This window comes from Methylobacterium sp. J-001 (assembly GCF_022829565.1).
GTDB lineage: Bacteria > Pseudomonadota > Alphaproteobacteria > Rhizobiales > Beijerinckiaceae > Methylobacterium.
Map to the genome: position 1 here is coordinate 1 of NZ_JAKSYN010000201.1, position 10,667 is coordinate 10,667.

The window sequence follows — 10,667 nt, forward strand, 5'->3', positions numbered from 1 at the left end:
AGGCTTCCCGCAGACGTCGCTCGGGGTCCAGCCCAGGATCCGGGTAGCGCCGGCGTTCCAGTCGATGACGTTCCCCTTCAGATCGAGCACGATGATCGCGTAGTCGATCGCGCTCTCGAACACGGCGCGGTAGCGCGCCTCGCTCGCCCGCACCGCGCGCTGCGCCGCGATCTCGCTCGCCTCGGTCAGCCCGACGGTGGCCAAGCCGGCGAAGTTTCTGACCAGTTGGAGATCGTAGTCGGTGAACGCGTCGGGTTTGCTCGACTGCAGCTTGAGCACGCCGAGCACCTTGCCGCCACGGTTGACCGGCGCGTGCACGGCCGAGCGAAGGTCTATGAGCGCGCGAAGATCGGCCTTCACCCGCGGGTCGAGCAGAGCATCGGCCAGCAGGATTGGCTCGTTGGCCCGGGCGCAGGCGCCGGACGTGCTGCCGTCCAGCGGCACGCGCACGCCCCGATGCTGGGTCAGGGTTCCGCCGACGGTGCGGTACTCCAGCTCCTCGCCGGCGAGTAATTCCAGGACGCCGCCCTCGGCCGCGGGCACGGCGCCCATAGCCCCTTCGATCAGGGCGTCGAGGATGGTGTCGAGATCGCCGCCGCTCGCCGCGATCGCGTCCTGGGTCTGGCTGTAGGTGCGTCGCTGCTGCGTCGCCACCCGCTGTTCAGTGAGCAGGCGCTCGCGCTCGCTCAGGGCACGGCGCAGTTCGAGTTGGTCGACGACCTGTTCGGCCAGCCGCTCCAATCCTTCGGACTGCCCCGGTGTCAGTCCCTCCGGGCGCGGCTGCCGATCAAGCACGCACAGCGTGCCGAGCACCGCGCCGGCGGCGGTTCGCAGCGGCATGCCGGCGTAGAAGCGGACCCCGCCCTCGGCGACGGCCGCGTTATCAGCATGGCCCTCCTCGCGCGTGTCACGGATGATGAGCGGCGCCTCGGCCCTGACCACCAGCGGACAGAACCCGACATCAAGCGGTGCTTCGCATCCACCGTCGAAGCCCGCCCGTGCCTTGAAGAACTGGCGCTGATCGTCGACCAGGGTCACGAGCGCGGTCGGCACCCCGCACAGCAGGGCCGCGATCCTGGCGAGGTCATCGAACCCCTTCTCCGGTGGCGTGCCCATGACCGCGTAGGCGGCTAGGGCGCGCAGGTGATCGGGCTTGGGAGGGGCGGTCGTCATGCGTCCGAGGAGGGCGGCGGGTGGAAGATGCACGGCGCGGCCTCGGTGGACCGGGCTGAGCTGTAGCCCGGACATCCACAGCCCGCCAAGCCTTTGGCCCGGCGACCTAATCTAATCTCGATCGTCACCACTTCGGATGTGTTCATCTTCGGGGCGACACAGGTACGCGGATCTGGCGGCTTACCGCCCTCACCGACAGGGTGAGGCTATTGTGTCGGCGCGAGCATACGGCTGCCGATCTCGGCCAGCGGCACATCGATCCGGCAACGCAGGCCGTCCACGTCGAAATCCAGATCGACGTCCCCGGCCAGCTCGCGCCCGACGCCGCCGGCGATCAGCCGCGTCCCGAACCCGCGGCGCGCCGGTGGGGCGACGGCCGGACCGCCGCTTTCCCGCCAGGTCAGGCGTAACCACGCCGCCCCCGTCTCGCTTCGATCCACCCGCCAGCTCACCTCGACCCGACCGTCCGCCGTCGACAGCGCCCCGTACTTGGCTGCATTGGTCGTCAGCTCGTGCACGGTCATGCCGAGCGCCAGGACGTGGCGCGGCGGCAGCGCCACCTCGGGCCCGTCGAGGACGATGTGGTCACACCCGGCGCGGTAGGGTGACAGCTCGTTCTCCAACACCTCATTCAAGGTGGCGCCGCTCCAGTCCTCACGGGTGAGCAGGTCGTGGGTCTTCGACAGGGACAGGATGCGCGCTTCGAGCTGCACCGCCTGTCCCTCACCGCCCTTGGCCGATTGGCGCGCCAGCGACTGCACGGTGGCGAGCGTGTTCTTCACCCGGTGGTTCAGCTCGTGCAGCATCGTCACCTGCCGCTCCTGCAGGGCATGCCCGCGCCGGATCTCCTCGCGCAGCTCGCCCTCGTTGCGCTGGAGCAAGGCGGCCATCGCGTCGAGCTTGTCCCCGAGCCGCCCAAACTCGCTGGCGCCGCCCAGACCGGTCCGCGCGGTCAGGTCGCCCGTCTGCCAAGCGGTGGAGGCGCACAGTAGGCGGTCGAACGGGCGACGGATGAACAGGCGCCCGGCCACGAGGGCCGCGGCAAGGGCCATCGCCACACCCAGCCCGATGAGGATCGAGCCTCGGTGCGCCGCTGCATCGACGTCGGCGAAGGCGACGTCGCGGTCGCGCCCGACCGTGACCCAGGCCCGCACCGCCATCCCCCGCGGGCGGACGTTGGCGAGGATGCGCGCACGCCCGTCGATGCCGAAATCGAGGCGCACACCCTCGCCCCGGCTCGCCAGCAGCCCCATACGCTCGGCGGGGACTGGCTTGCCGACCCAGTCGGTCCCATCCGGCTTGCGTACGATGATGACGTTGTCTTCGTCAGCGATGGTGAGCGACGTGCTCGGCAGCCGCAGTTCCTGTTGCAGGTACTGCGACAACCAATCGAGATCGACCGCCGCGACCAGGACGCCGTCGATGGCCCCGCCCGCGCTGCGCAGGGGTTGGGCGAAGTGGACCGAAGCCCTACCGGTCGCAGTCCCCCGCGCGTAGCCGCCCATGACGAAGCCGCCCTCGGCCAGGGCGCGGCGGTGATAGGTGCGCTCGGCGTTCGAGTAGGCGCTGGGCTGCGAACCGACGCTGTTGCACGCGAGCGATCCGTCCGGGCGGGCCAGAGCCAGCAACAGGATGTGCGGCAGCCGGGCGGCGGCACGGCGGAGATAGTCCGTGCACGGGACGGCGTCGAGGCTGCGCACGCTCGGGTCCTCGCCGACGAGGTCCAGCGCTTGGTGGACGCCGTCGGCGAGCTGGGCGAAGTCATCGGCGACGGCCCGGGCGGTCGCCATCGTGTCGGCGCGCACGGCCTCGTCACGCGCGGCGCGCAGGTCACCCTCGTTGTAGCCCTGGATTGCGAGTGCTGGGGCGAGGGCGAGCAGCACGAGGAGCAGGATGCGGGTGGTCAGGGACATCAAGATGCCCGGCCGACAGGATTTAGGGGCAGGTGGCATCTCTCCGACCGGCCACCAGCACGGGTGGGCAGGCTGATCCTGGATAGGTTGCGGTCCGGCGGGGGAAAGCCGGGGTGGGACGGCATCAGCTCGGCCGCAAACCCATCGATCGCGGTCGAGGTCATCCGTACGGCCTGTAGCGCCTTCGTCTACGAGCGCCAAGCACGACCCAGAAACCTTATGGTCGCGCAAACGGCAGGACGACTGCGGCACAACCCCAACCAAACCAAAAGAGCGGTCTCATACCGTCGATCATCGATGGCAAGGTCAAGTTCCGGCTATGCAGTTCCATTGAGCTTGCCCTATCGGAACTCAACGGTACGTAGCGCCGCTGCCGATGTAAGAAAAACGATCCAATATCCGACACTACTGTTAGTGCTACCTGTCGTTGTGTTCTAATAGGGCAAGCTGAATGGAACGGCCGTGCTGGACCTTGGCGGTTTGGATGGACGTTGTGCCGGTGTGAAATCCCGTCTTGTGCTGATCCGCAGCCCTGACGACACGGCAATAAAAAAGGCCAGCCCGAAGGCTGGCCCTACGTTCCCCTGAGGGGATGCGACGAGAGTGGTTTACTCGGCGGCAGTCATCTCTGCGGTGAAGTGACCACACCAGTCCTCTGGCGACACGACCGGCCACAGGCCCTTCGACTCCGGCGCCGGCTGGCTCACAGGCGGGTTGAACCGGCACAGACCGGCATCGCCCTGCGCAGAAGCACCATTGCCCTTGTGCTCGTCAAAAAACTTGCAGCTGTCGCAGTGCGCGCTGGTCATATCGGTGCTCCTATCTGACGGTCGGTCCGCTCTGTTACGAATTAGAACAGATCCAATCTGAGGGGTCAACGACCGCGGCATAGGCGAGTTCCGGCCTTGCTGATGGCTGCCTGTGGATGACAACCAGGTCGGAATGGCTATGGAGGCTGTCTCACTCGTCGGCGCACCCGAAGCGTTCGCGACACTGCACGGCGTGCGGAAGGGTGAGTACGCGACGACAGGCGGGCGCAGGCCAGTTCCCTGACGCCTACCCGTGGAGCCTTGGCCGGGCGGTCGTGTAGGGTTGGTGCGTTGCGGGGGAGCTGGACACCGCGAGCGCCGGCCCATGGCCAATGATTTCGCAATCGAACGAACATCCCGCCCGTGTAGTTAGGCGTTTCGGTGCTGGCGCGAACCCGGTAGCGTGGGTCAGGCGTCCATGGGAGAAAGCCCTCCATGGTGCGCCTCAATGAAATCAGAGCCGGCGAAATCGCAGTCGCCGCGCCCGAGGCCAATGATGCTGGATTGGTCTATATCGGCCGTATCCACACATCCTGGAGTGATCGTCTCGCTTGCCCGCGGCAAGGTAGGCTGGACGGTCCGTCCTGCCGCATCGAGCTGTTCGAGCCTTGGGTCGCAGCTCTCGACGGAGTGGCGGTCTTCGCTCGGATCGAGGTGCTGTACTGGCTCAATGCGTCCCGACGTGACCTCGTGCGTCAGAGCCAGCTAACGATGGCACGACGCGGGGTACTTTCGCGTTGCGCTCGCCGGTGCGACCGAACCCGATCGGCACATCGATCGTCACGCTCGTGTCGATCGAGGGCAACATTCTGACGGTGCGCGGCCTCGACTGCCTGGATGGGACACCGCTCCTCGACCTGAAGCCTGACCGGACCCTGTTCACGCCAATCGCCCCACCGCAGGCGGGTGATTTCGAAACTGAGGGCTGACCAAGCGGTCACGCGCTCGGCTTCACTGCGGGGATGACGTTGGTCTTATATTGGCTATATCCGTCCGGATATAACGATGCCGCGTTGTCTGGAGTTGCTGTTGTCCCTCGCGCGCTTTTCGCTTTCCCCTCGCCTCCTCAGCCGCGTCGCACTCCTCGGTGCCCTCGCCGTGGTGCCCGTGTCCGCTGCACGAGCGGAACCAGTTCGGGTCTACGCCGCCGGCAGTCTCGTGGCTGCGCTCAAGGACGTGATCGCCGCCGCCGGCCTGCCTGCCGAAGCCGTGGCCGCCCCGACCTTCGGACCTGCAGGGCTGCTGCGGCAGCGCCTCGAAGGCGGCGAGACGGCGGATCTCTACCTCTCAGCCGACCTCGCTGGACCGCGTCGTCTTGTGGAGGCTGGCAAGGCTAAAGCTGTCGTGCCGTTCGCTCGCAACAAGCTGTGCGTACTCGCCCGTGCCGACCTCGGCCTGTCGCCCGACAACATCCTCGACCGCCTGCTCAAGCCCGATTTGCGACTCGCGACCTCGACGCCCGGCGCTGATCCAGGCGGCGACTACGCTCAAGCCGTGTTCGACCGGGCCGAGGCCGTCCACCCCGGTGCCAAGGCGACGCTGGATAAGAAGGCGCTGAAGCTACTGGGTTCGCCGAATACAATGGTGCCCATGGCCGGGCGAAGCCCCAGCGCGACGGTGTTCCTCGGCAACAACGCCGACGCCCTGCTGTACTACTGCAGCGGCCAGGGCGGCACGATGAAGGAGGCCCCTGGCCTCAGCTTGATCCAGCTGCCGCCGAACTTATCCGTGCCGGCGACCTACGGCATGGCGCTGCTGACCGACAATTCGGACGCGATGCAACTCGCGCTGTTCCTCGTCTCCGAGAAAGGCCAGGCGATCCTCGCCCGCCACGAACTCGGACCGATCAGCGAACCGTGAAGGGCTCGCTGCGCCAGCGCATGGCTACTCGGCTTTGAGGAAGTCGAGCTTGATCTGTGGGTGCGCTGCACGGCTAATCTCGATCGTCACCGGGCCGGCATCGAGAGCAAAACGCACGCTCTTGCGTACGCCTGGGCAACCCGCCTTGCCGCTGTGGGCCGCAGGCTTCAGGGTCGAGCGGCCATCCTGACTGACATCGATCCAGGCCTCGTCCGAGAGCGTCACCTGATAGGTACCCGCAGCCGGTACCGTGGCCGTCACGAAGCCTGAGAACGTATCGGGCTTCGCTGGTCTCTCGGACGGGACGGGTAGCGCGATCTCCGCAGCCGGCTTCAGCGTCAGCTGCGCCGCGACAGCCTCCCTCGGCAGAGCCGAACCGGATGTCAGAGCGGACAGGTTCGGCTCTGCGAAGGCGGTTTGCTCCCGCGCGACCGACCATGCGAAGGTTGCACAGGCCGGGGCGTCCTCGGCCATAGCCGCACTGACCGAGATGGCTACCAGTCCGGTAGCAAAGATGGCGCGGGAGAAGATCATCGTCAGTCGACCGCGATCATGACGTCGGAGGCCTTCACCACCGCGTAGGCCTGGCCACCGACCACGAGTTTCAGGCTGTCGACCGCCTCGTTGGTGATCGAGGAGGTGACCACCTGACCGGGGCTGATCTCGATCTTGACGTGCGCCGTGGTGGCGCCCTTGTCGACCGAGACCACCGTGCCCTTGATGACGTTGCGTGCGCTGATCTTCACGACGTTCGCTTTCCTGCCGGGCCGTCTAGAGGCCGCCTATTGTTTGCCGCCATCGATGATGCTGAAGCCCTGGGCCTCAAAGAACGGCTTGGCCGCGGCACTTCGGAGGTAGTCCAGAAAGCGCTGCGCGCCCTCGCCTTTTGCATCCACGGTGACCGCGAACGGGTACACCACCGGCGGGTGGCTGTCCGCAGGGAACACGCCCACAACCTTCACGCCGGGATCCGATCGGGCATCGCTCTCGTAGACCACGCCGAGGGGCGCCTCGCCGCGCGAGACCAACGCCAAAGCAGCTCGCACGTTGTCGCTCTGGGCGAGACGGGGCTGGACACCACCCCAGAGGCCGAGCTTCTCGAAGGCGACCTTGGCGTACTTGCCGATCGGCACCGAGTTGACCTCGCCGGTGGCCAGCCGACCGTCCGGGCCAAGCGCCTTCGCGAACGCTTCCGGGGTGAAGGCGACCGTGCTCTCCTTGGTGTCATTCGGTGCGATCAGGACGAGGCGGTTGCCGAGCAGGTTCACCCGGGTCTCCGGCCGGACGAGGTTCTTCTTGGCGAGGTAGTCCATCCATTCGAGGTCGGCCGAAGCGAACAGGTCCGCGGGCGCCCCGCTCTCGATCTGCCGGGCGAGGGCCGAGGATGCGGCGTAGCTCGCCTTGAGCTCGACCCCAGTCTGGGCAGTGAACGCCTTCCCTGCATTGTCCAAGGCATTCTTCAGGCTGGCCGCGGCGAAGACCGTTGCGGTGTCTGCTGCCTGCGCCGCACCGGCGGCGAGGAGCACGGCGGCAGCGAGGCCGGTGCGGATCAGACTGCGCATACGGTGTGGGTCCTTGAGGGGCTGCGGTGAAGGCACGTCGAGATGAGGGCTCAGGCCGCCTTCGAAAGCGACGCCATGTCGATGACGAAGCGGTACTTCACGTCGCTCTTGAGCATGCGGGCATAGGCGGTCTCGATCTGGTCGATCGGGATCATCTCGATGTCAGAGGTGATCCCGTGCTCGGCGCAGAAATCGAGCATCTCCTGGGTCTCGGCGATCCCGCCGATCAGGGAGCCGGCGAAGTTGCGCCGCCGCCAGATCACGCTGAACACCTGCATCGGCAGCGGCTTCTCGGGCGCCCCGACCTGGACCAGCGTAGCGTCACGCTTGAGCAGAGCGAGGTAGGCGTTAATTTCGTGCTCGGCCGCGACCGTATCGAGGATGAAGTCGAAGCTCTCGCCCAGCGCGGCCATGGCGTCGGCATCCTTCGAGATCACCACCGCGTCGGCCCCGAGGCGCTTGGCGTCCGCCTCCTTACCCGGCGAGGTCGTGAACAGCGTCACCTGCGCACCCATGGCGTGGGCGAGCTTCAGGCCCATGTGTCCGAGGCCACCGAGCCCGACGATCCCCACCTTCTGACCCGGTCCGACCTTCCAGTGACGCAGCGGCGAGTAGGTGGTGATGCCGGCACACAGCAGGGGGGCGACACCGGCGAGGTCGAGGTTTTCCGGGATGCGCAGGACGAAGTGGCTGTCGACGACGATGTGGCTCGAATAGCCGCCGAAGGTGTGGCCCCCGGTCTGCGGCTCAGGGCCGTTGTAGGTGCCGGTGAAGCCCGGCTCGCAGTACTGCTCCAGCCCATCGCGACAGCTGGGGCATTCGCGGCAGGAGGCGACCATGCAGCCGACACCGGCCAGATCGCCCGGCTTGAAGCTCGTGACCTCGGCACCGACCCGAGTGACGCGACCGACGATCTCGTGACCGGGCACGCACGGGTAGAGCGTGCCGCCCCACTCGTCGCGCACCGTGTGAAGGTCCGAGTGACAGACGCCGCAGTAGACGATCTCGATCTCGATGTCGGATACGCCCGGATCACGACGCTCGAAGCTGAACGGCGCAAGCGGCGCCTCGGCGCTCTGGGCAGCGTAGCCGGTGCACTGGAACATCGTCTCGACCTCGTTGAAGGAGGACCGCTCAGCCAGGAGCGCATGGAAGAGGGTTCGGTGAGCCTCCCTCTCGGCGATTGGCTATATACGTTTGGATACAGCGTGGGGAAGGGTTCAATCCTGCGCAGCTACGACCGGTGGCGAGGCGCGTTGTGATGATGGGTGGAGTGTTTAAGAAGGTTCGATGGCAAGCCTGAGCATCCGTATCGACGTCGGGCCCGGCAACCGTATCGGTCCCGGCAAGGTGCAGCTCTTGGAGATGATCGCCGAACACGGCTCGATATCCGCGGCCGGACGGGCGCTCGGCATGTCCTATCGCCGGGCGTGGATGCTGATCGAGGCGATGAACAGCGGGTTCGGACAGCCGGTGGTCGAGGCTCAGATCGGTGGCAAGGCGGGGGGCGGCGCGCGCTTGTCGGCCCTCGGAACCGATCTCGTAGCGCACTACCGCGCGATTGAGCGTGCCGCCGATCGCGCTGCAGCCCCATTCCTCGACCGGATCGTCGCCTCTGAACGGAACGCGGACGACGAGCCGCCCACGGCCTCCCCCTAGGCAAGCCAGTTGTTTTTGGACAGAGTGCTATATCTGATCGGATATAGCGCCTGCCGAGACGCCGATGCCGCCACATGCCTACCTCGACGGTCCTGCCCTGCGCGCTCTCACGTCGGCCGGCCACCCACCATTCGTGCCGCCCGCCGTCGACCCGGCTGACAAGCCACGCGATCGGATCTGGGAGCTTGCCGAGAACCTGCACTGTTCGATCGTCGGCACCTGTCTGACCAACGCCGAGGCTCGCGCGATCCTGGCCAAACTCGGCCGGGCTGACGCGCGGACGATCAGCGAGCACCGGCTGCACGGCGAGATCGTCCAGATCGCCGGCCGCAAGGATGGCGGCGGTCGTCTCCTGCAGAAGACGCTGGACCGGCGGCACGAGCGAGAGGTCGAGCGCTTCGACGAAGTCCACACGGCCGATGCAGTACGTGCCCTATGGAAGATCTCACTGGAGCGCGGCGAGATCCCGGGTGCCTACTGGGCGGCGATAACCCATCCGGCGACCGATTGGCCCCTGGTGCAGGATATCTTCGGGGAGGTGCACATGCTCTCGCACCTCGTTGGTCAGTCGAACCGGGCCGATATCTGCCGCCTGCGCCATCTCGAAGAGGAGTTGGGCCGACGGGATGAAGCGATCGCGGCACGGGACGAGCGCATCATGACGCTTATGCGCGAGCGCGACGAGCTCGGAGAACGTGCGAGGAAGAATGCGGTCGAGCGTCCCATCCCGGTCACTGCGGTCGTCGAACCTCCGTCAACGCGCGGCCTGGAGGTGCGGCTGGCCCGGGAGACCGCGCATGCGACCGCATTGGAGGAGCGGCTCGCGGTGCTCACTGGTGCTGCCGAACGCCTCAGCGCCGATCTCGCTGCGGAAATAGCCCGCCGGTCAACCATAGAAAGGGAACTGGCTGCACTTGAAGCAGAGCTGGATGTGCCGACCGTAGAGATCGCCCATGACGGAGCATCAGGACGGCTCGACGGGCGGATCATCCTCTATGTCGGCGGCCGGCAGCGTCAGGTGGCCAATCTCCGCCGCTTTGTGGAGGCCAGGGGCGGCAAGCTACTCAACCACGACGGCGGCATCGAGGACAACCTGTGCCTATTGGCGGGGCTGGTTGGGCAAGCGGATCTAGCGGTGTTCCCTGTAAGCTGTGTCAGCCACGAGGCGAGCCTGCATCTGAAACGATACTGCGAAGCTCAGGCCAAGCCTTTCCACCCGGTGCGGAGCGCTAGCCTGGCGAGCTTTACGCACGTCGTTATGCCGCTGGTGAACACGTCATAGGCGATCAAGCAGATCGAAGGCCGCAGGCAACCGGAGGACGCTGCCAAGGCTATCTCATCGTCGTGCAGCCTGCATAGGGCCGCTCCCCAACTTACCCGCCATGATAGGACCGTGTGACAGATTGGTTTGACGATCCTGAAGGCGACAGCGGTTCATCCACCAATAGCGAAAGCTGGATGCGGCTGTACATTACAGCGGCACTGTTCGGCATGGGCGTGATCGGCGCGATGCTGCATATCTTTCCTGCGTGAAGCCAAGAGTCTGCTCACGACCCAACTCGGTCGTTCACGACCAACGCTACCGCTCCTATATGCAGACGCAGCAGAGGCCCGGAGGCCACATGCTCGGCAATATCGTGATCGACGACAGCGTCAATCCGGTCCCGGAGAGCTGAGATGATCGGTGGGAC

Annotated in this window: 11 protein-coding genes and 1 pseudogene; 5 read left to right on the forward strand and 7 right to left on the reverse strand. The window is 66.4% G+C overall.

Going from position 1 to position 10,667, the window contains the following annotated elements:
* The 3 genes from MKK65_RS26230 to MKK65_RS26240 form a co-directional block, all read right to left on the reverse strand.
* Nucleotides 1–1,116, reverse strand: a 1,116-nt coding sequence (locus MKK65_RS26230) for a GAF domain-containing protein (RefSeq protein WP_243961019.1), incomplete at its 3' end; no start/stop codon positions are given.
* Nucleotides 1,117–1,379: 263 nt separating this feature from the next.
* The gene (locus MKK65_RS26235; protein ID WP_243961021.1) at nucleotides 1,380–3,086 is read right to left on the reverse strand and encodes a sensor histidine kinase; all 1,707 of its coding nucleotides are present in this window, start codon (nucleotides 3,084–3,086) and stop codon (nucleotides 1,380–1,382) included.
* A gap of 608 nt (nucleotides 3,087–3,694) precedes the next feature.
* Complete coding sequence (locus MKK65_RS26240) at nucleotides 3,695–3,895, reverse strand: hypothetical protein (RefSeq protein WP_243961022.1); 201 nt, start codon at nucleotides 3,893–3,895, stop codon at nucleotides 3,695–3,697.
* A 435-nt stretch (nucleotides 3,896–4,330) separates the two neighbouring features.
* Here MKK65_RS26240 and tsaA point away from each other — a divergent pair.
* Both tsaA and MKK65_RS26250 read left to right on the forward strand, forming a co-directional pair.
* Nucleotides 4,331–4,824, forward strand: a pseudogene (gene tsaA, locus MKK65_RS26245) (tRNA (N6-threonylcarbamoyladenosine(37)-N6)-methyltransferase TrmO).
* Between the two features lie 76 nt (nucleotides 4,825–4,900).
* A complete protein-coding gene (locus MKK65_RS26250; RefSeq protein WP_243961024.1) occupies nucleotides 4,901–5,755 on the forward strand; it encodes a substrate-binding domain-containing protein in 855 nt (284 codons plus the stop codon).
* A 24-nt stretch (nucleotides 5,756–5,779) separates the two neighbouring features.
* Here the strand turns inward: MKK65_RS26250 and MKK65_RS26255 are convergent, their stop codons facing one another.
* From MKK65_RS26255 to MKK65_RS26270, 4 genes are read right to left on the reverse strand one after another with little or no spacing between them, the layout of a single operon-like run.
* A complete protein-coding gene (locus MKK65_RS26255; protein ID WP_243961026.1) occupies nucleotides 5,780–6,289 on the reverse strand; it encodes a hypothetical protein in 510 nt (169 codons plus the stop codon).
* A gap of 2 nt (nucleotides 6,290–6,291) precedes the next feature.
* Nucleotides 6,292–6,501: a molybdopterin-binding protein gene (locus MKK65_RS26260; protein WP_147907658.1), complete on the reverse strand. Its 210-nt coding sequence runs from the start codon at nucleotides 6,499–6,501 to the stop codon at nucleotides 6,292–6,294.
* Between the two features lie 36 nt (nucleotides 6,502–6,537).
* A complete protein-coding gene (gene modA / locus MKK65_RS26265; RefSeq protein WP_243961027.1) occupies nucleotides 6,538–7,317 on the reverse strand; it encodes a molybdate ABC transporter substrate-binding protein in 780 nt (259 codons plus the stop codon).
* 50 nt (nucleotides 7,318–7,367) lie between these two features.
* Nucleotides 7,368–8,423 (reverse strand): NAD(P)-dependent alcohol dehydrogenase, encoded by a 1,056-nt coding sequence (locus MKK65_RS26270; protein WP_243961029.1) that lies wholly within the window; start codon nucleotides 8,421–8,423, stop codon nucleotides 7,368–7,370.
* A 184-nt stretch (nucleotides 8,424–8,607) separates the two neighbouring features.
* Between MKK65_RS26270 and MKK65_RS26275 the strand changes: the two genes are divergently transcribed.
* The 3 genes from MKK65_RS26275 (at nucleotide 8,608) to MKK65_RS26285 (ending at nucleotide 10,509) form a co-directional block, all read left to right on the forward strand.
* Nucleotides 8,608–8,976 carry a winged helix-turn-helix domain-containing protein gene (locus MKK65_RS26275; protein WP_243941901.1) on the forward strand — a complete coding sequence of 123 codons (369 nt, stop codon included), beginning with the start codon at nucleotides 8,608–8,610 and terminating at the stop codon, nucleotides 8,974–8,976.
* A gap of 64 nt (nucleotides 8,977–9,040) precedes the next feature.
* Complete coding sequence (locus MKK65_RS26280; protein ID WP_243961031.1) at nucleotides 9,041–10,258, forward strand: DUF2325 domain-containing protein; 1,218 nt, start codon at nucleotides 9,041–9,043, stop codon at nucleotides 10,256–10,258.
* A gap of 113 nt (nucleotides 10,259–10,371) precedes the next feature.
* The gene (locus MKK65_RS26285; protein ID WP_243961033.1) at nucleotides 10,372–10,509 is read left to right on the forward strand and encodes a hypothetical protein; all 138 of its coding nucleotides are present in this window, start codon (nucleotides 10,372–10,374) and stop codon (nucleotides 10,507–10,509) included.
* Nucleotides 10,510–10,667: the final 158 nt, after the last annotated feature.

What these genes read in the sequence shown, in the direction of transcription:
- MKK65_RS26235 (WP_243961021.1), bottom strand. Translation starts at nt 3,086, where the DNA reads ATGTCCCTGACCACCCGCATCCTGCTCCTCGTGCTGCTCGCCCTCGCC.
- MKK65_RS26240 (WP_243961022.1), bottom strand. Translation starts at nt 3,895, where the DNA reads ATGACCAGCGCGCACTGCGACAGCTGCAAGTTTTTTGACGAGCACAAG.
- MKK65_RS26250 (WP_243961024.1), top strand. Translation starts at nt 4,901, where the DNA reads ATGCCGCGTTGTCTGGAGTTGCTGTTGTCCCTCGCGCGCTTTTCGCTT.
- MKK65_RS26255 (WP_243961026.1), bottom strand. Translation starts at nt 6,289, where the DNA reads ATGATCTTCTCCCGCGCCATCTTTGCTACCGGACTGGTAGCCATCTCG.
- modA (WP_243961027.1), bottom strand. Translation starts at nt 7,317, where the DNA reads ATGCGCAGTCTGATCCGCACCGGCCTCGCTGCCGCCGTGCTCCTCGCC.
- MKK65_RS26270 (WP_243961029.1), bottom strand. Translation starts at nt 8,423, where the DNA reads ATGTTCCAGTGCACCGGCTACGCTGCCCAGAGCGCCGAGGCGCCGCTT.
- MKK65_RS26275 (WP_243941901.1), top strand. Translation starts at nt 8,608, where the DNA reads ATGGCAAGCCTGAGCATCCGTATCGACGTCGGGCCCGGCAACCGTATC.
- MKK65_RS26280 (WP_243961031.1), top strand. Translation starts at nt 9,041, where the DNA reads ATGCCGCCACATGCCTACCTCGACGGTCCTGCCCTGCGCGCTCTCACG.